Raw genomic sequence first — 25,234 nt, 5'->3', positions numbered from 1 at the left:
GATCGAGGAGGAAAATCAGCCCCTACACATCACCGCCAAAGCCGCCTGACGATGGCCCACGGCCACAGCCGAAATTACACCACCTTGACGGACGCGACCTATCGCTGACACTCCACTGGCGGAGGCGGTTCCTATTAGCACCTGATTCGTCCTTGTAATCCCCACGGATCTCTCTGATGGCGACTCCAAGGATATCATCCAACTGTGGATGATGTAGGCGACGGTCGTGGTTCCCTCCAATAACGGTCCCTTTGTCCGCGATCTTCATTTCGGCCTCTGAGACGCCAGAAATAATCTCAATGTCGTAGCGCTTCGATTCGTGATTTGGGATCAGACGCGCGATAACATTACGTTGTTTTGAGATTACCCAAGACGAAGAAAGTGGCACTATCCACCCGGTCCGAGGACACCTGGTCTCCAGGCAGTAGAGGAACACCTTTGCTCGGTTCCCGTCCTCATCATGCTCAATCCCCATCGTGGTGATCTCACGGTCGATCTCCGCCATCACCGAGACCTGACGCTTGTGCATCCGCTCATGTTCGTCCGGCGTGGCGCCAACGATGTTGAACGCCCCCCAAGTCAGCATGCAGGCGACCGGGTTCAGGTCGGAGGCGTAAGCGTCACAGCCCATCCGGGCCGCCTCGAATGGGATCGACCCCGATCCAGAGAAGGTGTCCGCGAGTTTCGGCCGACGGCCGAACCGCTTGACGCCGAGCTGCTCCACGAGATCCGAAATCGAATACGCCTCGGTTCCGAGATGCTCGTTCACCTCGTCCCAGACCCCCGCAAGCAGAACCTCCTCAGGTAGCTCTTCAGGCCGCTTCACCTTTTCTAGGCGCTCCGCATATGGGAGGGTCATGAAGGCCCGTGTGATCCGACGCTCCCGTTCGTGCTCGGTGATATCATCACGCCAGCACCATCGCCGATGTTTCTCCTCGACGAAGGGGTCCCAATTATTTGGTAAAGCCGCCACGAACTCCTTGGGGTCTCCGTGGGGACTTTGCCGCTCAGCCAGCCTCTTCAGATCCCTTCTAACCCAGTCCGGGATATCGTTTTCTACCCTACAAAGTAGCTTCTGCGCCTCGTGGGACTGATCGTAACCCTCACGGACGTTGGACCTCCACTCGAAATTCTTTCCAGTGGCGACCGTTTCGGCAAATTGGGGGAAGAGCTTGGCAAAGGCTGACGGACCGCCAACGAAACGACGACCGAACGTCTCATCCGCCATCCCCATCAGTTTCTCAAAGATCTCGACATCCCGCTCCAGATCGTCGGTTGCCGGCATCAGCGCGGCGAGCACGCAGGCCCGGGTCAGGATCAGCGGCTTGCGCCCTTTCCAATAAGAACCAAGGCCGGTCAGAGTTTGACCTGAGCCAGCCTTCCGCTCCTTCTGGGTCTCTGCCGAAATCTTCGCCGTCGGCCAGGCCCGCTCGATCAGGGATGGGGCGTTTCGGAGACTGAACGGTACAACGACGGTTTGCTCGGGGGCAGTCACGGTTATTATCAATCCTCAGAACTTGCTAAATAGGTCGGGGGTTTTCTCGCCCGGTGTCGCTGGGCGGGGGCGGCGGGGTGCCTTCTGAGCCTCCTCCCCGTCCCGTACTAGGGCGTGCCGGATCGCGATACGCCACCCGGTCTTGGGGCTGTCCCACTCACCCCCGTCCTTGTCGATCTGCTGGAAGAGCCACCAAAGCTCCTCCGGCCGGTGCGAGGACCACCGGTTGAACGCGATCGCCGCCTCGTCCGTGGTCGCGTCCTCGATCGCCCAAGCGAGCACGCAGAGCTCGCGCCCGAGAATCCGTTCGACCCGGTTGTCCCCGGCGTTGAACCGGGACGCCTTCAGGTCCTTCTCCTTCAGGCGCCGGTTCAGGTGGGCCTTCACCCCCTCCGCTACCTGGCGCCAGGTGTCGCGCGGTACTGCGGCCCGACAGAGCCGCTGCGCGGCTGTCCCGACCCCGACCGCGCCGAAATCTTCCCAGACCTCGACTGGGTCTGTGCGGCCAGCCGGGATCCGGACCAGGAACTGGTGCGGCAGTGGGTCATTCGGAACCCCGAACCCGTGAGTAATCACTTTTTCCGCCATCAGGCCTCCTGCTCCACGTCCTCGACCGGGATGTCGATCCCAACCTGGGTCGCGAAGTCCTTCAGGGCGTACCCATCCGGGAAGTCCGCCTCACGAAACCGGAGCTGCACCTCCGCGTCCGCCTGCCCAAGTGCACCGCGCAGACCCTCGATCATCGTCTCAATGTCCGCACCCGACAGGGCGACGTCCCCGCCGCTGCGCACCCGGAGGCTCCGCTCTCCCTCGCCAACGGTGACGCTGACCCCGTGGAACCGGACGCTCTCCTTCCCTTTCGCGGCCCGGACAACCCTGAGAACCTCACCCTTCGAGGCAAACTGAAAGTCCCGCTTCGCCTTCGCGGGGCGCTCGTTGTTGATAGTTCGCCGCGCACCGACTGCGTCGAAAGCGAAGGTCCGCTGGGCCGATACGCTCCCCTTGACCGCGTAAACGTGGAGCGTGGTCTTCTGGCGCCCATCGATCTCGATCGGCTCCCCATCGTAGACCGCCCCGTCCTTCGGGTTGATGCCCGAAATGTTCCAACGCAGCTCGGCCTCGGGGCGCGCAGCGAGAGTCACCTGCCACATGCCGGCGTTATCGCGCCTCTCATGGGTGATCGTGATCGACCCAGCCCAGCGATAGGGTTCGCTCACTTCGCCCGTTTCCGGGTTGCGGGACTGGAACCAGAGCTCGACTTCCGTGGTCCGGTAGGTCCGGTCCGTGATCGTCTCGCCCGCGCCCAGCCCTTCCCGGGTCGGGGCGACTAGCACCTCGGGTGCTCGTCCGGCATTCGAGACAGCGAGCTCAAGTTCGCTTTCCCCGGTCGTGTCGTCCCCACCGATCCGGGTGACCCTGACCACGGGCTGAGGCGGGGGCGGGCTCTTGTCGACGTAGCCGTTCTCTTCGACCCAGCGCCCCTCCGCGAGGGCCGCTGCCTTAATCTCATCCATGCCCTTCGGCGGAAGCCATATCCAGCGAGGGTTCGACGCGGCGCGCTCCAGCACGTCCGACCAGCGTGTGCGGGACTGGTTCTCCGGAAAGAGTTGATCCTCGCAGCGTTGGATCAGCCCGTCCATTTTCTCCGGGTCAAGTTCGACGAGCTTCTTTGCCCCTCCCCCCGCGAGGGCCGCCTCAACAGCCTTCTCCCCTTGTATCACTCCCCGCTCCTGGAAGTGGCCGAGGTCGATCCGGGCGCTCTTCAGCTCTTTGGTCTGGGGGTACCAGACCGCGTTGAATAGGCTCTTGACGGTGGAGTTGAAGCCGATCTCGGTCGTCTCCTGCTCTGTCTCGATCTCCCGCTGGTGCCTTGGGGTATCCGCGACGATCGTCTTCACGGCAGCAATCGCGAGGAGACGGCGAACGCTGTCCTCCGCGCTGGCCATCTTCGACCCGTCACCGGTAACCACGCAGAACGCATTCTTGTAGACCACGTCCTCGAAGAACCGCGCCGCCGCAGCGGGCGGGGACTTCGCGTCGGGAGAGAGGACCAGACAGGCCCGCTTAGACGGAGTCAGGTTCACGTCATCGACCCGCGGAAGCACCACCAGCTCGGAATAGGCGAGCTTGTTCACCGGACGGAAGATGTCCGTGAGGCGGCGACGCATCTCTTCATCGACCCGGTCCTGAGGGATCTTCCCGACCTTGTCTTCGATCTGCTTGCGGACGTTGGCTATGTCCGAGAAATACCACCGGTCCCCGTCTCGGTTGTGCAGGTACCAGCATCTGTCGCGGAGTTGGTCGAACGCCTCAATGAACCGCGTGGGCTCTTGGCCGGGAGAGACTAAATACTCGACGACCGTGTCGCGCGGCAGGCCTCGGATCCCATCAGTGTTGTCCGACAACGACGAAATGAACAGGAGAGTCGCCACCTGCGATGCGACGCGATCGTGGCGGTCGCCGTCGATCCCCTGCGCATGGGCAGACCCGTCCGTGTCATAGACGTCGCTGGCGAGGGCGGACTCGAGCGACCGCTCAATCTCCTTCACCTGATCTCGGGTTTCTTGATCGGAGAAGTCGAGGAACTGAGCTCCGATCAGGAACACCTCCTCTTGGCCCTTCCTACCCCAGACCCCGCGCATCAGGTTCGCGGTGAACTGGATCAGGCCCCGAGTCTGGCGAAACTTCTCGTTCTCCTTGAAGAGGGAGAGAATGTCCTTGTAGCTCGGGTGGAACGGATAGGAGCCGACGATCTCGTCCGCTATCTGTTCTGCGGATTTCGCCAGCGCACGGCCCCGGATCGCCTCTTGGTAGGTGGCGAGATAGGCCTGCGCCACCCGGTCCACCTCCGCCCCGTCCGGATCCGGTAGCCGGGTAAAGAGGCGTTTGCGCAGGATATCGTAGATCTCGCCCGTGTTCAGGTCGACCGGAGTGATGGATTTCGCTCCGCGGCTCGTCTCCTTCTGGAGGTCGGCGAGCTGCCCGCCCAGGATCCGGCGCGCCTCGTCATAAGCGGCATCGAGGGAGGCGACTACGACCACGCAGCGTTTGAGCTTCATCGCAGCGGAGAAAAGGTTGGCGATTGAGTATTTCAGAAGGTCGAGCAGGGTCCCCTGACCGATCGCTTTGGTGTGCGCCATGGCGAGGTACGGGGGAAGTTCATCGAGCATGATCAGGGTGGGCCGGTCTCCTATGAGCCGGATCCAGTCCCCCTCGTTCATCTCCTTCGGCCCGTTGACCCAGTGGTCCCGGAACGCTTCCGCTTGTCCCAGCTGCTCGGCGATGTCCCCCCAAAGGAAGTTCTGAACGTCTCGCCCATTGACGGTGGCGATCACGGCAGGGTCGTCACTCATTCCGGCCGTGACTATGTCCGGAAGTTGGTCCTTCAGCTCCGGGAACCGGGCTAGGAGGCCGAGGGCGATCATATTGTGGGTTTTACCTCCTCCCATCGCCTGGCGAAGCTCAAAGACCGCCTGCTGACTCTGGCCGGACAGGCGCCGAAGTGCGCCACCCAGGAACTCGGACATCCCGCTAGTGACGTGGTTTCGCGCGTAGAAAGCGCGCGCGGTCGATATATCCGCGTCGCCAATCGACGAGAGGTGTTCCACTTGCTCCGACCGGCTCATGGAGAATACGTCCGGGCTGACGTCGCAGACAGAGGTGACCAAAGGAATATTGTAACCCAAACTCATCTTCAGCTCCCCATCATCCGACATAAGCATCGATTTGATCGTTGTACTTGCCCAAGATTGCTAAATAACTAAGTCACACCGCACATTACTTGTCGACGCCGCCCAAACCTAGATTGACCTCGTGCCAATTTAACAAAACGATCTGCTGATCCTGAGGCCGCCGAGCCGACGGGTCTGTGTCGAGCCCAAGCCGCTTGAGCGCATAATATAAGAGCGCGCGCTTGACCGGGATGGTCGCCCTGCCCCCTTCCATCGCATAATCGAGTTCGATCGCCTTTCGTTGGCCGACACTCAGTTCAGGATGGGGCGCGATGACGAGGTCAATGTCACTGAGCCAATCATGATCGCGCGGATCCGCCCCCTCGGAGACTTTGCTCGCGCGCGTTTCTTCGATGCGGGACAGGACGAAGTCCTTGAACTCCCCGCTACGGACGCAAAGCGCTCGGGCGTGCCATCTGAACCCGTCAAAGACCAAGGCATGCGGCGCGATCCAGCGCCAGGACGGATCCGGCGAGGACATCGACTGATAGAGGACTTCGAGTGCTTCCTTGCGCTTGATCGCGGTCACAATCGCTCGGAGAATGGGGGCAGACACACCGCGGGCAGGTGTTGGCGCGCAAGCAAGCCCCGGAACGCGGCCTATCCAGGCATCGTCGGGAGTAATGATCCCGTCAGCGATCGACCGGATCTGAGTGAGATACCGCTCGGCGTCAGGCTTACGGAAGATTGGCTTGAAGGAAGAGCTTCGCACATAGGTCCGTGCGCTTTTGTCGTAGACCATGTTGGTCTCGGCTAGCCCCAGATATCTGTTGAGATCGGCTGACGCCTGATTGATCGAAACCCCGAATGTCTCGACGATGTCACTTCGGTTTACGTGGCCTTCCCAGAACAATCGGAATTCGATGAATTCCAGCCTGCTCTCGACGCCGCGACGCAACGCAATTTCATAGCCCATGTGACGCCTCCCCCAGCAAACATGGCCCGACCAGTTTCCTTATGGGTCCATCTACTGTGGGGGCAGACGGAACACAATCGGCATTAGATGATGACCTCGAAATTGTTGGCCAAAGCCCGGAGCACTTGAGAGTTATCGGTAGAATGGCTCACGAAGAATTGGACCATAGGGTCATGTCGCCCTACGGAACACCCCTCGGATATCAATCTTCCGGACTCGACCCTTCACGACCTCAGTCACTGCCCCTGCGGCTTTAGAGACATTGGTTAATGCCCATTTTTTCAGCCGCAATCGACTAAAGGGCATCGCTTTCATTGAATGAGCGATCGCGTCAATGGCCAAATCCTCGCGTTCGTCGATGACACCGTCCGCCATCGCGATTTCTCTGAGAAAATCCACCAGCGCAGCTTGCATTGCGAGGTTGTTACAATCCGGATTCTGGGCCTGAAATGAAGCGAGGGATCGCGCCATGTCCTTGACCGACGCCTTAGGAATGTCAGTGCGAACCACCGCTAAGGCCGATTCAACATACGCTGGGTGAAAGCCCCATTCCCCGACAAAATAGTCAGTTATTGCGCCAATCTCTCGTTTATCGATTTCGCCGTCGATTTGGGCAACACGGACGGCTAACCCGGCCATCAGGTCAAATAAGCTTGCGCCGAGCACATCAATTGGAGTGTTTATGAACTTAGGAATCTTGTCGACCCGAGATTCCTCGTAGCCGCCAAATAGCCGAGTGACGCCATAGAATGCGCCAGCCGATGTGGCGGCCGCGAAGAGGACCCATCCCACAGGCGTAACAGCGGCTCCGAAGCCAAACAGTGCAGCCAGCCCGGTTGGCGCAAAGAAGGTCGTTGCAACAGTTTTCGATGCTGCCACCGCGGCCCCCGTCCCCGCCCAACTAGCCGTATCCCAAACCCGATAGAGATACTTCGTTGTACGAAGCGAGGTGTAGGCGTCCTCTCCAATTCCTAGCTGAAGTTTGAATCGAAGCGGATCGGCGATCACACATTCGATCTCCGAGAAAGCCTGCTTGAGTAGCATCTCGCCTTGCGATTGCTCATCCATGGTCGATCACATTTGCAAAATGCTCTTCGAGAATCGCCACCCGCGACCGCATCGGCCCGTCTTTTAGGTCCGCCAACGCTCCCGCCGCAAGGCCAAACGCAAGCAGCAACGGCGCCAGGAGCGGACCCAACACTGCGCCAAACAATGGTATTGATGTAATTAGGGACGACACGACGAGCGCGACGATCATGCCAAATGCCGTGTTTGGATATCGCTTCACCATGTCGAAGACGAACGCCAATATTTGTCTGCCCGCTGCCACCACGCGGCCGCCCGCCTCCATCGCAACGTCGAGAAGGTCATTCAACAAAGCCTTCGCGTCGGCGGACGCATCCAGACGGTCGATACGCAATCGAAGATCGACCTTTGATGGGACGTCTCGAAACGGCTCGAAATCAATGTCGTCACTATCCATATGCGCCTCCATCCCCATTGCTCAAATGCGGCTAATCAATCCAGCCTCTTCCACCCCCCGCCGCTGTCAAGCTCTGCCATTCGTGCCGCAGTCACGATCGGAAACCTTCGGGTCATTTGCACTGTTCCTATGACAATAGCGGTCGCACAATCGCTCAAAACGGGATGATTGAGAAACTCCCGACCCGCACAGTAACATTATCTCGATGTCACCCCCCGGTGATTAATATCGTCCTTGAACTACGTTTAGGGCATGAACTCACCAGCCAGCAACCTCCATAGGCCAAAGTCGACGGCGCGCGGCGATGCCGGGGGCATGGGCCTAGCGGAAGAGCTAGCTAAATTGATCTCCGCAAGCCCAGCCGCTTTGAAATTGATAGCTGCGGCGATGAAGGAAAGACAACTCGACCAGTTCGCGGTGTCTACACCGTGCTCAAGTTGCGACACGAAATCCAAGTCTCTCGAGGTCATATCGACGTCCGCCGAGGCCGACGATCCTCTCGTTTCGCTCGACGTCGTCAAACGCATCGCAGGCATCGGAAAAACTCGGATTTATGCTCTAATCCGCCAGCATAAATTTCCCAAGCCCTACAAGCCGGGAGGGACGGCTTCACGATGGAGTCTGGCGGAGGTAAAATGCTGGCGAGATGAACAACGGTTACAATGAGATTTTTGTTGGAGCAGTATAAATATCGAGCTACCGCGGCCTTCCCGGGCCGGTTGCCGCCCATCTAATCGGTCCATTGAGCAGGGTCTCGGCCGGCCAAAACCCATCGAATACGATATCGGCCCATTCCTGCGCGAGCTGCCTGCGGCGTGGTCTATAGGCCGCCCGATTGTAGGCATCCTCGGACCCCGAAACCAGCGTTCCGGGAGAGTTTCGTTCGCCCGACGACTGCGGAACATGAGCCAGCATCAAATCAATAACGGCGCGGTCGCCATCATTTCCCAGCTCCTTGGCGCGCTCATTCATAATGGTTGAAAAAGCAGCGCGAAATCCATGCGGGACGTGGCGCTGATGATAATCGGCCCGAATGAGGAGCGCCCTCAGTGTGTTCTCCGATATCGGGCGATTAGCCTGCCGTTCGCCAGGAAAGCAAAACAGGAACTTTCCGGTCAAACGCCTGAGCTGATTCAGTACGTCCACGGCCTGCATCGAGAGGGGGACATGATGATCAAAGTCAGAGCTGTCCTTCCTGGCCTTTATCCCCTTCATTCGCAAAGCCGGAATTATCCAGGTCGGCTCATTGCCGCCGAGATCGAAAAACTCGGTCCAGCGTGCACCGATGAGATCCCCGGGCCGCACTGCGGTTAGAGCAAGCAATCGAAGCGCGAGTTTGGTCTGCGCTCGACAACGCTGCGCTTCGCAATCCAACAACATCTGACGAACGGCGGTGATTCGTCCGGCTTGGTCGGGCTGTTCGTCCACTATCGATGGTTGGTGCTTTGACTCTGGAACAGGCTTCAAGGCCTTTGAAAGCGTGGCGACAGGATCGCTGTCACAAAGGCCAGCCGCGATCCCGTACACAAATACCGCTGAAATTCGTTGCCGCAGACGGTGCGCAGTCTCGATCGCGCCGCGGTTTTCGACGTTTCGTAACAGAGCCAGAATTGCTGGCGCCTTCAATTTGGCGATCGGCTCGTCCCCGATCACAGGCAGGACATCACGTTCCAAGCTCACCCAGACATCGCGTGAGTGAACTGCTGACCAACGAGCGAGGGGGTCGACAGTCCAAATGTCGGCATGGAGATGCGACCATTTGCCTTCGTTCTCCATCGCTGATTCGCGCAGCTTCTGGAGAGACCATCCGCTCTGAAGCTCGAACCAGGCTTCGGTGGCCGCGCGAAAACTATTCTGCCTCTCGAGAGCCTCGGCCCGTTCAACGGCCCTGCGCTCTTCCGCTGGGTCCCTTCCCTGGCTCAGTACTCGCTTGGCTTCATCGCGCTTAGCGCGCGCGTCCAAGAGGCTGACAGCAGGATAAGAGCCAAAACTCAGCGTCTTCTGAACAAGCTTTCCCGCGGAGTTCCGCCCAAAGGTGTAGTTCATTCGCCAGTGCTTGCCGCCAGATGGCGTAATCAGGAGATAGAGCTGCCCACTATCTCCGAGGCGATAAGCAGATTCGCGCGCCTTCGCCGCTTTGATCTTCCCGTCGTTAAGCACGGCAGTCTCCGATACCATGGATGTCCGAACCGATACCATGGCCTATACCATGGATTTGCATGGACGCCCGCGAACCGGCGCGAACAAGCCCAATACTGATTGGCCGAAATAAGCGCGGAAAATCAACGATGTGTGAACGGGCGCGAACTGGAAAGTTTGCAAAGGTGGCGGAGACGGAGGGATTCGAACCCTCGGTACCGGATTTACCAGTACGACGGTTTAGCAAACCGTTGGTTTCAGCCACTCACCCACGTCTCCGCATGGCCTGTCGCGCTAACGACAGTCTGGCCTAGGCGGGTCGCTATAGCCATGCGCTTCGCGCCCCGCAACGGCAAAGATTGTGCATTTTTCGTGGTGCAGCGCGCATTTCGTCGCCCCGATGATTCGACTTGGCGCAAATTCGACTCGGGTCATCGCCCGTTCATTGCCCGAACGCCAAAGCGAGTCATGATTAACGACGATTTCGCCGTAACGACGCGGTTCGACTTTTGGGGGTCCAATATGCGGAAAACGTTCACCAGCCTCGCCTTGACGGCTTTGGCATCGATCGGCCTCGCGCTGACGCCGCTACCGGCGGCGGCTCAGATGCGCGAGATCGACCCCAGCAATATGCAGATCGATTCCGATCTCGACAATCCCGCTCCGCCCGCAGCGCCCAGCGAGCCGACGACGGAAGAATCGTATGACAGCGACCTTGCGACCGGCGATCAGCAAACGAGCGAAGTCCCGGTCGATAGCGCCGGGGCCAGCATCGATGCCCCGACGACCGCCACCGACGTTTCCGTCGATGATGGTTCGACCTACAAGAAGGACGACCTGATCGGTGCGGCCGAGGGCATATTCGGCAAGGGCGCGCAGGGTTTGGCGGGGATGATCGAAGACATATTGAAAAAGCAGGGCGAACCCAATGCCTATATCGTCGGGCGCGAAGCCGGGGGCGCGCTGGTTCTGGGCGTCCGTTACGGGTCGGGTACGCTTCACCACAAGATTGAGGGTGAATTGCCGGCCTATTGGACGGGCCCCTCGGTCGGCTTCGACGCCGGTGCCAATGCTGGAAACACGTTCGTCCTCGTCTATAATCTTTTCGACAGCGAAGACTTGTACAAGCGCTACCCGGCTGGCGAAGGCGCCGCCTATCTGGTGGGCGGTTTCAACGCGAGCTATCTGCGTCGCGGCGACGTCGTCCTGATCCCGATCCGGGTCGGGGTCGGCGCGCGCCTTGGCGCCAACGTCGGTTACATGAAGTTCCGCAAAAAACAGAATTGGGTACCGTTTTAAGCACACCTGTTTTGCCATCGACCACGGGGACGATAGCCCGCACTCCGGCGGGGGCTTTTTCTGCATAGCGACGAACCGCGCTCCAGATCGGTCCTGACGCAATCCCTTATTACCGAGTGTTAATCCTATCTCCATAAGCTCGGGGAATGGAACGATCGGCTTCCCCTACCCCGATCGAGCCGCGCTTGCGCTTGCGGATTTTTCCGAGCTCTGCGGCTCTGCCGCTGCCGGTGTATCGCGACTTCGTCGCCATGCTGTTCGGCATGTGGCTTCCCATCCTCGGGCTGGGCATCGTGTTCGTCGCGATATGCCTCCTTGTTGGTGCCGCGCTCGATAGCGGCGTCATCCTCCTCTTGGCGGTGGTCGGCGCTTTGACCACCATCCTGCGCCTCGCCACGCTCCGCGCCTATGCCCGTTCGGCTCCCGTCGTCGAATTCGGGCATCTGCGGCGCTGGGAGCGCCGCTACGCGATCGGCAATTATGTGTCCGCCTCGCTTATCGCGCTGCTCAACGTCGTCGCGATCACGGCCCACGATCCCCTGCTGCATTTGATCACGGTCAGCCTCGTCTTCAGCTTCGGCGCGGGGATCGTTTCGCGCACCTCGGTTCGTCCGGCGATTTGCGTCATCAGCCTATTGATCGCAACCGTGCCGACGATCGCCGCTCTGAGCCTGCACGCCCTCGAAACGCACTCCGCCCCCCTGCATGCCGAGCTGTTCGGGATCGAGGCGCTGATCGTCACGATGATTACCGCGCTGAGCCTCCAGACCGTTGCCTACCTCCACCGCACCGCGGTCGAGCACCACACCGCACGCCACGACATGGCCAAGCTCGCACGTACCGACGCGCTCACCGGTCTGTCGAACCGGCTGCTCCTCCGCGAACTATTCCAGCATCATACCGCGACGGCGATGCGCACGAAAAACCAGGTCGCGCTGCACTTCCTCGATCTCGACGGTTTCAAGGCGATCAACGACCGCTACGGCCATCCAGCGGGCGACGCGTTGCTCGAGCAGGTCGCGCGGCGGCTTGAGGATATGGTACGCAGCGACGACGTCGTCTCGCGGTTGGGCGGCGACGAATTCATCGTGCTTCAGGTCGGCCTGCGCGAAGATAGCGAAGCCGAACTGCTCGCGCGCCGGATCATCCGCGAAATCAGCAAGCCCTATCTGGTCGACGGCATTTCGATGTCGATATCGGTCAGCGTCGGGATCGCAACCGCGCCGCGGCTGGGCATCGAACTCGAACGCCTGCTCGCCTGCGCCGACGCCGCGCTATATCGCGCCAAAGCCGGGGGCAAGGCGCGCGCGATCTTCTGTATCGAGGCCGACGCCGCGATGGCCGATCTCGCGGCATAGGAGCGGCGCGTACCGCGCTAATCTCCGTCGAAGGCGATCAGCGTCTCGCAATCGAGGCCCGCGGCCTTCAGCCGCTGCGATCCGCCGAGGTCTGGCAGGTCGATAACGAACAGCGCTGCGGCGACCTCCGCCCCCGCGCTCCGCATCAAGTCGGCCGTCGCGAGGATGGTGCCGCCGGTTGCGAGCAGGTCGTCGACGAGCACCACGCGATGTCCAGGCAACACCGCGCCCTCATGGAGTTCGAGCCGGTCACTGCCATATTCCAGTTCATAATCGACGCCGATGGTCACGCCGGGCAGCTTGCCTGCCTTGCGCACCGGGACGACGCCCAGTCCCATTGCGGTAGCCATAGCGGCACCGAACAGGAAACCCCGTGCTTCGACAGCAACGATGAAGTCGGGCTGGTACGCCGCAGCGCGCGCGCTCAACCGGCGCACGCTCTCGCCGAAACCGGCAGCATCGCCGATCAGAGTCGTGATATCGCGGAACAGGATACCCGGCTTTGGAAAGTCGGGGATGGTGCGGACCAGCGACGCGAGATCGAGGTCCGGTCGAGGCGGAAGGGCGATCATGTCGTCACAATCGCCCTTCCCTCGTTTCTCAATGCTTCTTGTCGGCCCAGATGTTCCGGTACGACAAATAGGTCAGCACCGTGAAGATCAGCAGGAAGCCGAACACCGCATAGCCCACCTGGATGCGCTTGATCAGCTTCGGTTCGGCAGTCCAGACGAGGAACGCGGTGACGTCCTTCGACATCTGGTCGACCGTCGCCTTGGTGCCGTCGGCATAGGTGACCTGACCTTCGGTTAGCGGCGGCGCCATCGCGAGGTTGAGGTTTGCGAAATAGGGGTTGTAGTGCAGCCCCGTGCCCGGTTTCAGATCTGCCGGCAGGTTCGCCGGCGGGTTCTGGAATCCGGTCAGCAGCGAATAGACATAGTCCTTGCCGCCTTCGCGCGCCTTGGTGATCAGCGACAGGTCAGGCGGCAACGCATTGTTGTTCGCGGCGCGCGCAGCGACCTCGTTCGCATAGGGCGACGGGAAATAATCCGACGGCAGGCCGTCGCGCGTCGCCGGCTCACCCGTGTCGGGGTTGATCGACGGGACCTGGAAGCCCTTGGCAAAGGTCTTGATCTGGCCTTCGGTGTAGCCAAGGTCAGCGATGTCGCGGAACGCGACATGGTGCAGGCTGTGGCAGGCCGAGCAGACTTCCTTGTACACCTGCATCCCGCGCTGCAGCTGCGCCTGATCCCAGTGCGGCAGCAAAATGCCGTCGCTGGCCAGCTTCAGATGCTTGGGATGTTTGTGAAACTCGTGCGCGACATTGGGTTCATTGCTGAGCGGCGTCGTGAGGATCGCGAGCACCAGCGCGGTAATGAAACCGAGACCAACGAGAAAACCGAGCGGACGAACCATGGCTGTATCAGCTCCTATTAAAGTCCGGCGCTCAGGCCGTTGCCGAAGCCGACGATGCGTCGGTGGCATGTTTGGCGAGGACCGCTTCGGTAATCGAATTCGGCATCGGAAGCGGGCGTTCGATCCGCGACACGATCGGCAGGATCACCAGGAAGTGAGCGAAGTAATAGATCGCGCCCAGCTGGCTGAGGATGACCCACGGCTGTTCGGCCGGCTGCATGCCGCACCAGCCGAGGAGCAACACGTCGGCGACGAGGATCCAAAAGAAGATCCGGTACAGCGGACGATAGTTCGACGACTTGATCGGCGAGCTGTCGAGCCAGGGCAGGAAGAACAGCAGCGCGATCGAAGCGAACATCGCGATGACGCCCCACAGCTTCGCGTCGATCCACAGGAAGTTGAAGGTGAAAGCCTTCAGGATCGCGTAGAAGGGCAGGAAATACCATTCGGGAACGATATGCGCCGGGGTCGAAAGCGAGTTCGCCGGGATATAGTTGTCGGCGTGACCAAGCGTGTTCGGGCTGAAGAACGTCAGCGCGACGAAGATCAGCAGGAAAACGCCAACACCGAAGCCGTCTTTCGCGGTGTAATAGGGGTGGAACGGGACGGTGTCCTGCTCGTCCTTCACCTCGATACCCGTCGGGTTCGACGAACCCGGGATATGCAGCGCCCAGATGTGCAGGATGATGACACCCAAGATCACGAACGGCAGCAGGTAATGCAGCGAGAAGAAGCGGTTGAGCGTGGCATTGTCGGGAACGAAGCCGCCGAGCAGCCACTCGCGCACCGGTTCGCCAACGACGGGTATCGCCGAGAAGAAGCCGGTGATCACCTGCGCGCCCCAGAAGCTCATCTGGCCCCACGGCAACACATAGCCCATGAAGGCGGTCGCCATCATGAGGAGGAAGATCACGACGCCAAGCAGCCACACCATTTCGCGCGGCGCCTTGTACGAACCGTAATAAAGGCCGCGGAAGATGTGCAGATACACGACGATGAAGAACATGCTGGCGCCGTTCATGTGCGCGTAGCGGATGAACCAGCCGGCGTTCACGTCGCGCATGATATGCTCGACCGAGTTGAACGCGACGCCGGCATTCGCCGCATAGTGCATTGCGAGCACGATACCGGTGATGATCTGAATCATCAGCGCGGCGCCGGCGAGGACGCCGAAGTTCCAGAAATAATTGAGGTTGCGCGGAACCGGATAGCCGGGACCGGTGGCGTTATAGACGAGGCGCGGAATCGGCAGCTTCTCGTCCATCCACTTCATCAACGGATGCTGGGGTTCATAGGGTTTGGCCCAGGGAAAGCTCATCTTATCTCGCTCCTCAGCCGATCGTCACGACGGTGTCGCTGGTGAATTCATAGGGCGGCACAACCAGATTCTTGGGTGCCGGGCCCTTACGGATGCGCGCCGCAGTGTCGTAGTGCGAACCGTGGCACGGGCAGAAATAACCGCCGAAATCGCCCTTGTTCTCGCCCTCGGCGGCACCGAGCGGCACGCAGCCGAGGTGGGTGCAGACGCCAAGCGTGATCAGCCAGTTTTCCTTGCCGGGCTTGGTGCGCTGGTCGATCGTTTCGGGATCGCGCAGGTCGCCGAGGGGAACCGCCTTGGCTTCGGCAATTTCCTTGGCGACAAGGTTGCGCACGAACACCGGCTGCTTGCGCCAGCTGGTCTTGATTGCCTGCCCCGGCTGGATCGCCGAAATGTCGATTTCGGTCGTCGACAGTGCGAGCACGTCGGCCGACGGGTTCATCTGGTTAAGCAGCGGCAGCACGACCGCAACCGCACCGACACCAGCGAAACTCACCGCCGCAATATTGATGAAATCCCGGCGGCGTACGCCATCCTCGATACCGGCGTTGAGTTCAGATTCACTGGCCATTCGACTGCCCTTGCATGGGTGAACTACAAAAGTTCTCGAAGGATTGGCCGCCCCTGTTGCACGCGCACGAAGGCGCACAACCCGGCGGCCCCTCCGGGAATTGCGGGCCTGATAGCCGCACAGTCCGGGCTTGCCAACAGGCAATTTCCGCAGCGCGCACCGCATCGGGCCTCAATGCCGTAACCACTCGATTCCAGCGCCGACCGCAGCTATGGGCTGGGAATGGAAATCGCCATGTTTCAGCCGGATATCGCGGGCAATGTCGGCACGACCTTGCGCACCGCAGCCTGTTTCGGCGTGCTGGCGCATATCATCGAACCGTGCGGTTTTCCCTTTTCGGATGGCGCGCTGAAGCGTGCCGGAATGGATTATGCGACGCGGGCGAATGTGCGCCGGCATGCCGACTGGGACGGCTTTTTCGAATGGAGCGCCGATGCCGGGCGGCGCGTCGTGCTGCTAACGACGGCAGGCGCGACACCCCTGCCCGCCTTTGAATTTGCATGGGGCGACATCCTGTTGCTCGGTGCCGAATCTTCGGGCGTGCCGCCCCATGTTCATGACGCGGCCGCGGCTCGGGTCGCGATTCCGATGCGTTCGGGCTTTCGCTCCTTGAATGTCGCGGTTGCGGCTGGCATCGCGCTCGCCGAAGCACTCAGGCAAACGAAAGGTTTTCCGGAATGATCTCGCTCGATCCGCAGCAACAGGCTGCACGCGACTGGTTCGAATCGCTTCGCGACCGAATTTGCGCCGAATTTGAGGCGATCGAGGCCGAAGTCGGCAGCGACGCCCGCTTTGCCTATACGCCGTGGGATCGCGAGGCTGAAGGGGTCGACCCCGGGGACGGAGGCGGCGGCGTGCGCGGTGTGATGACCGGTAAGGTTTTCGAGAAGGTTGGGGTCAATGTTTCGACCGTCGGCGGCCAGTTCGCACCCGATTTTGCCGCATCGATCCACGGAGCCGGCGAGGATCCGAGCTTTTTCGCGACGGGAATTAGCCTGGTTGCCCATATGGCAAACCCGCATGTTCCGGCGGTGCATATGAACACGCGCTTCCTCGCGACGACAAAGCGGTGGTTCGGCGGCGGCGCCGACCTGAACCCGCCGATTCCGTACAAGGAAGACACCGACGCTTTTCACGCGCGGCTGCGCGCGGCCTGCGCACCCTTTGGCCCCGACGTCTATGAACGCTATGCCAAATGGGCCGACGACTATTTCTATATCCCGCATCGCGGCGTACATCGGGGCGTCGGCGGGATTTTCTACGACCATCTCGAATGCGGGGACGATGCCGGGTTCAACCGCAATTTCCAGCTGACGCAAGCGGTGGGGGAGGCGTTTCTCGATATTTTCCCGCAGATCGTGCGCCGCCGCATGGGCCTGCCCTTCACCGAAGCCGAGCGCGAGGAACAGCTGGTCTGGCGCGGCCGCTATGCCGAGTTCAACCTTGTTTACGACCGCGGCACATTGTTCGGGCTCAAGACCGGCGGCAATATCGACGCGATCCTGATGAGCCTGCCGCCGCTGGCGAAATGGAGCTGACGCAGTAAAAAGGGCGCCCCTGACAGCAAGGGCGCCCAAATTAACGAGATCGACGAACCTATCAGGCGAAAACGTCGGATTTGCTACCTTCGCCCAGCGCCCGATAGATGCCGGCGGGCACCCCGACCTGAAGATAGGCCATCGGAATACTGAGCAGCAGCGCACCGATAAGGATCGCGACAATCGATCCGCCGCCGGGCATACCGCCGCCCGCGAACATCGACACACCTACGATCATCCCGAGGATCAGGAACACGACGAAAAGCGCGATGCCGAGCAGGATGAAATAGCCGAAAATCTTCCATTGCGATGCGGCGGTCATCTTCCATGATTCGCCGAGCCCGGTCAGCACGTTGAACGTCCGCTGGTCCGCCATCACCGGCCCGGTGCAGCAGAAACGCGCGGCGAGCCAGATCAGGAACAGGAAGAATAGCAGCATAAGCAGCAGCATGATCGCGCTGGTCCCCGCGCCGGGTTGCCCGCCCATCGCCAGTGGCGCCAGCGCGCTGCCGAAGACGACAAAGCCGATCAGCACGAGCACCAATACAACCGCGATCATCAGCAGCAGCGTCGGAAGCGCGGCGATAAAGCCGAAGCCGAGAGCCGAGCCCAAAGTTTCACTGCCGTTCGAGAGCCCCATGCGCCACGACGCAAAATAGCTCCCCGTCTGAAGAACATAATTGATCAGGCTGGTAAGGATCGCGAGCCCGCCCATCGCCGCCATCCCCCCGGCCGCGAGGCTCATCGGATCCGCCATCATCGCCCCCCCGCCCAGCGCAAACTGAATAACGAGCGGCGCGACGATGCCGACGCCGATGAGAGCGATGGCGTGATTGGCGCCCTGCCCCGCAAAAAAACTGGTCGCATAGGACCAGGCTTGGCCGATACTAAACCGATTCATTCCTTTTCTCCCCCTGAACGATGCCATCGATATGCGACCCGGATCACGCGAACACCCCACCCTCAGCACGAATGGTCAATTGGCGATAGATCGAAGCGATCACCGCAGTGTTGAGCAGTCCGAAGGCCGCCGACACCGCCGAGTTGATCGCGCTGCCGACCAGGTGCCCGAACGAGCCCTGCGTGCCGAACACGCTCGTGATGCCGCCGGTGATCGCCGAAACGACGAGCAGGACGACCATGAACAGGACAACGAACAGCGCAATCCGCCAGCCGTTGCCCTGCGTCAGTCGCCAGCTGCCGTGCAACGCCGCGACCGGGTTCTTGAGTTCGCGGTCGGCGAGCAACGGATAAACCGCCGCAAATCGGCCGATAAGATAGATCATCGGAATAATCAGCAACAGGAAGGCCAGACCAAAAAGGATCGATTGGATCACGAATATCCCAATCAAGGTCGGTATCATCAATATCGCGAAAGTCAGCGCTTCCCCCACGCTGGTACCGGCGCGGGCCAGCCACAATCGCAAAATCGCCACCGAACCGAGGGTCGAAGCGACCGCCACGAACAGCAACCATGGCAGCTGCTGCCGCATATCGGCGATCAGCAACGTCAAGAGCTGGTCGGGCGTGGTATCGTTGGGCGGGGTCAAGGGAACGGGACCAAGCAGCGCCAACGCCATTCCGGGCAGAAAGAGGAAGATGCCCGCGAGGATGCTGGTCAGGGGCAAATGCGCCTTCACGAGCGCCATCGCATCGTCCCAAGCCGCACCCATGTCGAATTTTGCCATTGATACCCCGTCACTTTTTCAATTCCCGGTCGGGATGAAAGTGACGATCTTCGGCGCCGATGTCCAGCCCCGTCGCCAATCGCCCGCCGCCCCCTTGCATCGGGCCTGGCGACGGGCCAGATAGCCGGCGAAATGGATGCCCTTCCCCTACCCGAATGGACGATCGCCTCCGGGCTGACAGACTATGCAGCCGCGCTTGCCGACATGGAGGCACGCGCCGCTGCGATTCATGCCGGTGAAGCAAGGGAGCGCATCTGGCTACTCGAACATCCCCCGCTCTATACCGCCGGAACCAGCGCCGATCCCGCGGAGCTGCTCGATCCGCGTTTTCCGGTTTACGATGCCGGTCGCGGCGGACGCTATACCTATCACGGGCCGGGTCAGCGCGTCGGGTATGTCCAACTTGACCTCACAAAGCGCGGGCGCGACGTCCGCGCCTATGTCTCGGAGTTAGAGGGCTGGGTGATCGATGCGCTTGCGCTGTTCGGTGTCGCGGCGCGTCGCGCCGATGGCCGGATCGGCATCTGGACCGACGACGAGAATGGCCGTGAAGCGAAGATCGGCGCGATCGGGGTGCGCGTGAAGCGCTGGGTGACGATGCACGGCTTTTCGTTGAACGTCACGCCCAACCTCGCGCACTTTGGCGGCATCGTGCCATGCGGCATCGCTGAATTTCCTGTCACCAGCCTCGCCGCGCTCGGCAAGCCCGCGACCTTCGCCGATGTCGATACGGCGCTTGCCCGCACCCTGCCGGCCTTTCTCGACAAGCTCGGGCCAACCGACTAATATCCTGCTATGAACCGCATCATTCTCACCGCGCTTCCGATACTCGCCCTTGCCGCCTGCGGCGGCGGCGACAGCACGGGCAAATCGACGACCAAGCTCGACGCGGTAGAGGTCCAGCCTGGATCGATCAGCGATTCGATGATCATCCTCGACGATGTCGCGGGCGACGGTACCGCGGTCGACAACAGCGTTCCCGACGACGGCACGAAAAAGGATGCCGCCAAGGCGGACGATGAAAGCGCCGAAGAGGATGCGGCGGAAGGCGATGATGAAACGGCCAATCCTGACGCCGTTCCCGCTCCCGAAGCAAAAAAATCGCTCAGCGCCGAGACGGCGACCAAAAAAGGCGAATAATCAAAGCCTCAACGCAGGCCAAGATTCTTGTGCGTCTGGAGCGAGAGGCGCCAGCGCGGGTCGGCCATCACCAGATCGATGCACGCTTGTACATTGGCGGCGGCGTTCGGATCATCGAGCGGCTGCAAGAGCAATTGGCCGAAATCGAGGCCGGCGAGTTGCTCGACATCGCTGCCCGGCTGCGGCCAGACGAGCTTGAGTTCGTCGCCGCTAGTCTGCACCAGTTCGCTGCCAGCCTTCGGGCTGACGCAGATCCAATCGATACTGCGCGGGATCGGAAACGTACCGTTGCTTTCGATAGCGATGCTGAAGCCGCGCTCGTGAAGCGCGTCGATCAGCGCCGTGTCGACCTGCAGCATCGGCTCGCCGCCGGTCAGCACGACATAGCGGTCTTCAGCACCCTCGCCCCAGCTTTCGGCGATGATATCGGCAAGCGCCACCGCGCTCCTATATTTGCCGCCGAGCGTCCCGTCGGTACCGACGAAATCGGTGTCGCAAAATTGGCAGATCGCTTTTGCGCGATCCTTCTCACGCCCCGTCCACAGATTGCAGCCAGCGAAACGGCAAAAGACCGCGCGGCGCCCCGCCTGCGCGCCCTCGCCCTGCAAGGTCAGGAAAATTTCTTTGACCGCGTAAGCCATCGGTCAGGCGTATCGCGTCGGATCGGCGAGTCCCGCATCGGCGAAACCCTTGCTGCGCAGACGGCAACTGTCGCATTCGCCGCAGTGCAAGCCGTCGGGGGTCGGGTCGTAGCACGACCAGCTCATGCCCGCATCCATGCCGAGCCGCGCTGCCTCGGCCGCGATATCGGCCTTGGTCATATTCTGGAGCGGCGCGTGGATGCGGAACGCCACGCCCTGGTCGCCGTCGCGCGTCGCGAGCGCCGCCAGCTTCTCGAACCCATGAATGAATTCGGGACGGCAGTCGGGATAGCCCGAATAGTCGAGCGCGTTGACGCCGATCACAATGTCCTGCGCTTGGCGCGCCTCGGCGAGGCCGAGCGTCAACGACAGGAAGATGAGGTTGCGCGCCGGGACATAGGTGACGGGAATATCGTTGCCGACGCCATCCTTCGGCACGTCGATATCGGCGGTCAGCGCCGACCCGCCGAAGCGGCGCAAGTCGAGCGGCAGCACGATGTGTTCGGCGGCGCCCACATAAGCGGCGATCCGCGCGGCGGACTCCAGTTCGACGCGGTGGCGCTGGTTATAATCAATCGTGAGCGCGACAACGCGCGCACCAGCTTCACGCGCGAGGCCCGCGCAGACCATCGAGTCGAGTCCGCCCGACAGGAGGACGATCACCGTTTTTCCGGAAACTTGCTGCATGTGCGCCAGATAGGCCTGTGCCGCAGAGCGTGCAAGGGCTGCGCGGCACCAAAAGAAACGGGCCGCGCGACGCTGTCCCACGGCCCAGTTCGGCATGAAAGCCGTTAGGGAGAAGACACACAACAGTATGTCATGCCCCGGACTAGCCCGATATGGTTAACAAGCCGTTAGCGGCTGCCGAATTTCAGCAAGCGCCGGCTCGGCGCGCCTCGATCGCCTGCGAGAAGGGCTTGCCGTCGGCGATCCCCTGCGTGTCGATCTGAACAAGCCGGTTCGTCTCGCTGCGAATGGTGGTGCGCCCGTGCCCAGCGCCAGGGCAGGTGTAATGCACCGTCACCGACTGCGGCGTATCTTCGATGATATAGCGCGAGCATGTCGCGCGCGGGTGGTGGATCTGTATCATCCGCCGCGCGTCGCCGACGCAGATCGTCTGCAGGACGGCGCTCTGGCCGCGCTCGCGAAGCTGCCAGCTTCCCTTTTCGAGCCGGTCGAGCATCGCCAGCGACGGCGCCTGTGCGGGCACCGCCGTCGCGCCCGCGAGCGCGCCCGCCGCCACGAAGCATCGAAACAAGGGAGAGAAGATCGCCATTTTCACCTATCCATTGGCTGCCCGCAAGCGGGCTGAATTTGCGACCCCATTGTCCTTGAGGTAGCAAGCCAAAGACCAAATTTCAACCGATTGGCGCCAGATCGCGTCGCTTCGTCGCGTGCCCGTCAATGGTCGTGCGTTGAAATTTCGTTCAGCGGGATAGGAAAGAAGCGCGAACAAAAGGCGCAATCGACGACAATATTCCCTGCCTCGTCCGCCATTTCGGCGCGTTCGCTCTCGGGGAACTGCGCCAGCACTCCCGCGAAATAGCCCGTGCTGCACCGGCAACCGCGCGAGACCGCAATGCCGGGCTCGACCCGAACCTCGTCTTCGTGGAACAGGCGCCACGCCAGCGTTTCGAGCGAGGTGGCGGGATCGGTCAGTTCCTCGGCCTTCAGCGTGGTCGCGATCGTCTTCGCATGTTCCCACTCAGGATTGTTGTGGCGTACATGCAGCCGGTCGCGGCCCACTTCGCCTTCGGGCAGATGCTGGAGCAGCAGCCCGCCGGCAAGGCAGCCAGCCTCCGGATCGTGGCGGGCGGCAAGCTTGATCAGGCTCGAAATCTGCTCGGACTGCTCGAAATAATGTTCGGCAGCCTCGCCGATCGACGCGCCTTCGAGTGGGACGATGCCCTGATAGCGCTCGCCGGTCGTCGCCTGGTCGAAGGTGATCGCAAGGAAACCTTCCCCAAACAGCGCGAACAAGGTCGGATCGGCGCCGACCTCGGCCAGCCGCTCAGCGTCGAATTTCAGATAGCCGCGCAGTTCGCCCCCGCGATAATCACAGACGAGCAGTTCGACAGGACCGCCGCCGGTCTGGGCCTGCAGCGTCATCTGGCCGCTCTCGTCCTTCAGCGTCGAGCCGAGCAGGACAGTGAGGACAAGCGCTTCGGCCAATAGCTTTTCCGCGACCGGCGGATAATTATGCGCCCCGATGATCGTCCGCAGCGTCGGGCCCAATCGCACCAGCCGTCCGCGCACATGGCGTTCGGCGATGGTGAACAGCAGGGGCTGGTCGAACCAGGTTTCGATGATGTCGCTCACGGTTTCGAACTCACAATTTACCGAGCGCCCAGAGCAGGATCGATTTCTGCGCATGGACGCGATTTTCGGCCTCGTCCCACACCCGGGACTGTGGACCGTCTATTACGGCATCGACGACCTCGTCACCGCGATGTGCGGGCAGGCAATGAAGGAATATCGCATCGTGCTTGGCACACGTGATCAGCCGCTCGTCGACTTGGTAGGGTGCCATCGCCGCGATTTTGTTATGCGCATGATCCTGCCCCATTGACACCCAAGTATCGGTTACGACTAGGTCTGCGCCCGCCACGGCTTCGCGTGCATCGCGCACGATGTCGATGCGCGATCCCTCGGCGCGCGCGGCGTCGACGAAGCCGGCATCGGGCTCATAGCCCTGCGGCACGCCCACGCGGACGTGGAAGCCGAACAGGCCCGCCGCCTCGACCAGCGATGCGAGGACATTATTGCCGTCGCCGAGCCACGCCAACTCGAGCCCCGGCAACGCCTTGCCGCTTTCGACCACGGTCAATAGGTCAGCGACGATCTGGCACGGATGCGACAGGTCGGTGAGGCCGTTGATTACGGGGACGCTTGCATATTCGGCCAGTTCCTCGGCCTTCGCATGGTCGTCGGTTCGGATCATGATCGCATCGGCATAACGCGACAGCACGCGCGCCGTGTCGGCGATCGTTTCGCCGCGACCGAGCTGTGTCGTGCCGGCGTCGAGGATCATTGGCACGCCGCCCAGCTGGCGGATCGCGATATCGAACGAGGCGCGCGTGCGCGTCGAATTCTTCTCGAACACCATCGCAAGCACATGATCGGCAAGCGGCTTATCGGCATCGGGTTTCGCTTTCGGCCAGCCCGCGCGCGCTGTCTTGCGGTCGATCGCATCGGCGAGCATCGCGGCGACCGCATCCCCGCCCGCGTCGGACAGGTTCAGGAAGCGCCGTATCATGCTTCGGGCGGCGTGTAGCTCGCCGCGCCTGCCGAGAGTTTCTCGATGAACTCGGCGATATGGCTGTCATCGATGTTGAGCGGCGGCAGCACGCGCACGACATTCTCGCCCGCCGCGACGGTGAGCAGCCCGTGATTGTCGCGCAGGTGCGCGACGAAAGCGCGGCTGTCCGAATTAAGCTTGAGCCCGAGCATCAGGCCGACGCCGCGCACGCTGTCGAACAGCTGGTCGTGGTTCGGGATGAGCTGTTCGAGCGCCCCGCGCAGGCGCTCGCCGGTCGCTTTGACCTGATCGAGGAACCCTTCTTCGAGCACGACGTCGAGCACCGCCTGCCCGGCGGCGCAAGCGAGCGGGTTCCCGCCATAGGTCGAGCCATGGGTGCCGATCACCATGCCGCGTGCGGCCTTTTCGGTTGCAAGGCAAGCCCCCATCGGGAAGCCGCCGCCGATGCCCTTTGCACTCGCCATGATGTCGGGAGTCACGCCGAAATGCTCATAGGCATAAAGATGTCCGGTGCGCGCGACGCCGCACTGGACTTCGTCGAACACGAGCATCAGGTCGCGCTTGTCGCAGATATCGCGCAGCGCCTGCAGGAAGGGCTGCGAAGCCGGGCGGATACCGCCCTCGCCCTGGATCGGTTCGACAAGGAAGCCGGCGGTATTGTCGTCGACCAGATCCAGCGCGGCGTTGATGTCGTCAAAGGGCGCATAGGCAAAGCCTGGAAGCAGCGGGTCGAAACCCTTGCGCAGCTTTTCCTGGTTGGTCGCCGAGATCGTGCCGAGCGTTCGGCCGTGGAAGGCGTTGTTGAATGTGATCAGCGTGTGCTTTTCGGCGTTGCCCGCGCTCGAATGATAGGCGCGCGCGGTCTTTATCGAACATTCGACGGCCTCGGCGCCCGAGTTGGTGAGGAACACCGTATCGGCGAACGTATGTTCGACAAGCCGCGCGGCATAGGCTTCGCCCTGCGGGCTGCCATAAAGGTTCGACACGTGCATCAGCGTCGCGGCCTGATCCTGGATCGCCTTCGTCAGGTGTGGGTGGCCGTGACCGAGCAGATTGACCGCGATGCCGCTTGCGAAGTCGAGATAGCGCTCGCCTCGATCGCCGATCAGATAGGCGCCCTCGCCGCGAACCGGACGCACACCGCACCGGGGATATACGGGCATCAGCGGCGTGATCGTCATGGCAGGCACCTTTCAGTCAAAAGTAAAAAGGCGACCCCAAAACGGGCCGCCCTTGATCGGGCCG

The 25,234-nt window shown here is 61.4% G+C and carries 26 protein-coding genes and 1 tRNA gene; 7 read left to right on the top strand and 20 right to left on the bottom strand.

Annotated elements, in window-relative coordinates:
- Positions 1 to 22: 22 nt before the first annotated feature.
- From ATE71_RS22900 to ATE71_RS12330, 6 genes are all read right to left on the bottom strand, one after another.
- A complete protein-coding gene (locus ATE71_RS22900) occupies positions 23 to 1,495 on the bottom strand; it encodes a DUF1156 domain-containing protein (RefSeq protein WP_235588000.1) in 1,473 nt (490 codons plus the stop codon).
- A gap of 15 nt (positions 1,496 to 1,510) precedes the next feature.
- Positions 1,511 to 2,083 (bottom strand): anti-phage-associated DUF3780 domain-containing protein, encoded by a 573-nt coding sequence (locus tag ATE71_RS12350; RefSeq protein ID WP_058803603.1) that lies wholly within the window; start codon positions 2,081 to 2,083, stop codon positions 1,511 to 1,513.
- The gene (locus ATE71_RS12345) at positions 2,083 to 5,187 is read right to left on the bottom strand and encodes an anti-phage-associated DUF499 domain-containing protein (protein WP_058803611.1); all 3,105 of its coding nucleotides are present in this window, start codon (positions 5,185 to 5,187) and stop codon (positions 2,083 to 2,085) included. Before ATE71_RS12345 ends, ATE71_RS12350 begins: the two co-directional genes overlap by 1 nt.
- A gap of 85 nt (positions 5,188 to 5,272) precedes the next feature.
- A complete protein-coding gene (locus ATE71_RS12340; protein WP_058803602.1) occupies positions 5,273 to 6,142 on the bottom strand; it encodes a WYL domain-containing protein in 870 nt (289 codons plus the stop codon).
- Positions 6,143 to 6,313: 171 nt separating this feature from the next.
- The gene (locus ATE71_RS12335; protein ID WP_058803601.1) at positions 6,314 to 7,210 is read right to left on the bottom strand and encodes a TerB family tellurite resistance protein; all 897 of its coding nucleotides are present in this window, start codon (positions 7,208 to 7,210) and stop codon (positions 6,314 to 6,316) included.
- Entirely contained in the window at positions 7,203 to 7,625 is a 423-nt protein-coding gene (locus ATE71_RS12330; protein WP_152998761.1) for a hypothetical protein, read from the bottom strand. The genes ATE71_RS12335 and ATE71_RS12330 overlap by 8 nt, the downstream gene beginning before the upstream one ends.
- Before the next feature lie 252 nt (positions 7,626 to 7,877).
- On the opposite strand from ATE71_RS12330, the gene ATE71_RS21750 reads away from it, so the two are divergent.
- Positions 7,878 to 8,291: a helix-turn-helix transcriptional regulator gene (locus tag ATE71_RS21750; RefSeq protein WP_235587999.1), complete on the top strand. Its 414-nt coding sequence runs from the start codon at positions 7,878 to 7,880 to the stop codon at positions 8,289 to 8,291.
- Positions 8,292 to 8,321: 30 nt separating this feature from the next.
- Here the strand turns inward: ATE71_RS21750 and ATE71_RS12320 are convergent, their stop codons facing one another.
- Complete coding sequence (locus ATE71_RS12320; RefSeq protein WP_235587998.1) at positions 8,322 to 9,803, bottom strand: tyrosine-type recombinase/integrase; 1,482 nt, start codon at positions 9,801 to 9,803, stop codon at positions 8,322 to 8,324.
- A 147-nt stretch (positions 9,804 to 9,950) separates the two neighbouring features.
- Positions 9,951 to 10,043: transfer RNA gene (locus ATE71_RS12315), tRNA-Ser, on the bottom strand.
- Between the two features lie 243 nt (positions 10,044 to 10,286).
- Here ATE71_RS12315 and ATE71_RS12310 point away from each other — a divergent pair.
- Both ATE71_RS12310 and ATE71_RS12305 read left to right on the top strand, forming a co-directional pair.
- Positions 10,287 to 11,063 (top strand): DUF1134 domain-containing protein, encoded by a 777-nt coding sequence (locus tag ATE71_RS12310; protein ID WP_058803610.1) that lies wholly within the window; start codon positions 10,287 to 10,289, stop codon positions 11,061 to 11,063.
- Between the two features lie 191 nt (positions 11,064 to 11,254).
- A complete protein-coding gene (locus tag ATE71_RS12305; protein ID WP_235587997.1) occupies positions 11,255 to 12,421 on the top strand; it encodes a GGDEF domain-containing protein in 1,167 nt (388 codons plus the stop codon).
- 17 nt (positions 12,422 to 12,438) lie between these two features.
- Here ATE71_RS12305 and ATE71_RS12300 read toward each other — a convergent pair whose 3' ends face one another.
- From ATE71_RS12300 to petA, 4 genes are read right to left on the bottom strand one after another with little or no spacing between them, the layout of a single operon-like run.
- A complete protein-coding gene (locus ATE71_RS12300; protein WP_058803597.1) occupies positions 12,439 to 12,993 on the bottom strand; it encodes an adenine phosphoribosyltransferase in 555 nt (184 codons plus the stop codon).
- Between the two features lie 28 nt (positions 12,994 to 13,021).
- Positions 13,022 to 13,834: a cytochrome c1 gene (locus ATE71_RS12295; RefSeq protein ID WP_058803596.1), complete on the bottom strand. Its 813-nt coding sequence runs from the start codon at positions 13,832 to 13,834 to the stop codon at positions 13,022 to 13,024.
- 31 nt (positions 13,835 to 13,865) lie between these two features.
- Positions 13,866 to 15,152 (bottom strand): cytochrome b, encoded by a 1,287-nt coding sequence (locus ATE71_RS12290; protein WP_058803595.1) that lies wholly within the window; start codon positions 15,150 to 15,152, stop codon positions 13,866 to 13,868.
- 13 nt (positions 15,153 to 15,165) lie between these two features.
- Positions 15,166 to 15,723, bottom strand: a complete 558-nt coding sequence (gene petA, locus ATE71_RS12285; protein WP_058803594.1) for a ubiquinol-cytochrome c reductase iron-sulfur subunit — start codon at positions 15,721 to 15,723, stop codon at positions 15,166 to 15,168.
- Positions 15,724 to 15,945: 222 nt separating this feature from the next.
- Between petA and ATE71_RS12280 the strand changes: the two genes are divergently transcribed.
- Both ATE71_RS12280 and hemF read left to right on the top strand, forming a co-directional pair.
- A complete protein-coding gene (locus tag ATE71_RS12280; RefSeq protein WP_058803593.1) occupies positions 15,946 to 16,404 on the top strand; it encodes a tRNA (cytidine(34)-2'-O)-methyltransferase in 459 nt (152 codons plus the stop codon).
- A complete protein-coding gene (gene hemF, locus ATE71_RS12275) occupies positions 16,401 to 17,261 on the top strand; it encodes an oxygen-dependent coproporphyrinogen oxidase (protein WP_058803592.1) in 861 nt (286 codons plus the stop codon). The genes ATE71_RS12280 and hemF overlap by 4 nt, the downstream gene beginning before the upstream one ends.
- Before the next feature lie 61 nt (positions 17,262 to 17,322).
- Here hemF and ATE71_RS12270 read toward each other — a convergent pair whose 3' ends face one another.
- Together ATE71_RS12270 and ATE71_RS12265 are read right to left on the bottom strand one after the other, a co-directional pair.
- Entirely contained in the window at positions 17,323 to 18,162 is an 840-nt protein-coding gene (locus tag ATE71_RS12270) for a glycerophosphoryl diester phosphodiesterase membrane domain-containing protein (protein WP_058803591.1), read from the bottom strand.
- A 43-nt stretch (positions 18,163 to 18,205) separates the two neighbouring features.
- Complete coding sequence (locus ATE71_RS12265) at positions 18,206 to 18,949, bottom strand: hypothetical protein (RefSeq protein ID WP_058803590.1); 744 nt, start codon at positions 18,947 to 18,949, stop codon at positions 18,206 to 18,208.
- A gap of 132 nt (positions 18,950 to 19,081) precedes the next feature.
- Here ATE71_RS12265 and lipB point away from each other — a divergent pair, with 132 nt between their 5' ends.
- Together lipB and ATE71_RS12255 are read left to right on the top strand one after the other, a co-directional pair.
- The gene (gene lipB / locus ATE71_RS12260) at positions 19,082 to 19,735 is read left to right on the top strand and encodes a lipoyl(octanoyl) transferase LipB (protein ID WP_058803589.1); all 654 of its coding nucleotides are present in this window, start codon (positions 19,082 to 19,084) and stop codon (positions 19,733 to 19,735) included.
- A gap of 9 nt (positions 19,736 to 19,744) precedes the next feature.
- Positions 19,745 to 20,089, top strand: coding sequence for a hypothetical protein (locus ATE71_RS12255; protein WP_058803588.1), 345 nt, complete (start codon positions 19,745 to 19,747; stop codon positions 20,087 to 20,089).
- A gap of 8 nt (positions 20,090 to 20,097) precedes the next feature.
- Here the strand turns inward: ATE71_RS12255 and queE are convergent, their stop codons facing one another.
- The 6 genes from queE to ATE71_RS12225 all read right to left on the bottom strand — a co-directional run bounded on the left by queE (position 20,098) and on the right by ATE71_RS12225 (position 25,170).
- Entirely contained in the window at positions 20,098 to 20,730 is a 633-nt protein-coding gene (queE, locus tag ATE71_RS12250) for a 7-carboxy-7-deazaguanine synthase (protein WP_058803587.1), read from the bottom strand.
- A 3-nt stretch (positions 20,731 to 20,733) separates the two neighbouring features.
- Positions 20,734 to 21,417 (bottom strand): 7-cyano-7-deazaguanine synthase QueC, encoded by a 684-nt coding sequence (queC, locus tag ATE71_RS12245; RefSeq protein WP_058803586.1) that lies wholly within the window; start codon positions 21,415 to 21,417, stop codon positions 20,734 to 20,736.
- Positions 21,418 to 21,601: 184 nt separating this feature from the next.
- Positions 21,602 to 22,006, bottom strand: coding sequence for a hypothetical protein (locus tag ATE71_RS12240; protein WP_058803585.1), 405 nt, complete (start codon positions 22,004 to 22,006; stop codon positions 21,602 to 21,604).
- A 125-nt stretch (positions 22,007 to 22,131) separates the two neighbouring features.
- A complete protein-coding gene (locus ATE71_RS12235; RefSeq protein ID WP_235587996.1) occupies positions 22,132 to 23,049 on the bottom strand; it encodes an Hsp33 family molecular chaperone HslO in 918 nt (305 codons plus the stop codon).
- Between the two features lie 10 nt (positions 23,050 to 23,059).
- A complete protein-coding gene (argF, locus tag ATE71_RS12230) occupies positions 23,060 to 23,986 on the bottom strand; it encodes an ornithine carbamoyltransferase (protein ID WP_058803584.1) in 927 nt (308 codons plus the stop codon).
- Positions 23,983 to 25,170, bottom strand: a complete 1,188-nt coding sequence (locus tag ATE71_RS12225; RefSeq protein ID WP_058803583.1) for an aspartate aminotransferase family protein — start codon at positions 25,168 to 25,170, stop codon at positions 23,983 to 23,985. The genes argF and ATE71_RS12225 overlap by 4 nt, the downstream gene beginning before the upstream one ends.
- Positions 25,171 to 25,234: the final 64 nt, after the last annotated feature.

Origin of the sequence: Sphingopyxis sp. H115, assembly GCF_001468465.1 — a bacterium.
Classification (GTDB): domain Bacteria; phylum Pseudomonadota; class Alphaproteobacteria; order Sphingomonadales; family Sphingomonadaceae; genus Sphingopyxis.
Note: the sequence above shows the minus strand (reverse complement) of the source record. Positions and strands in the feature narration are given on the sequence as shown.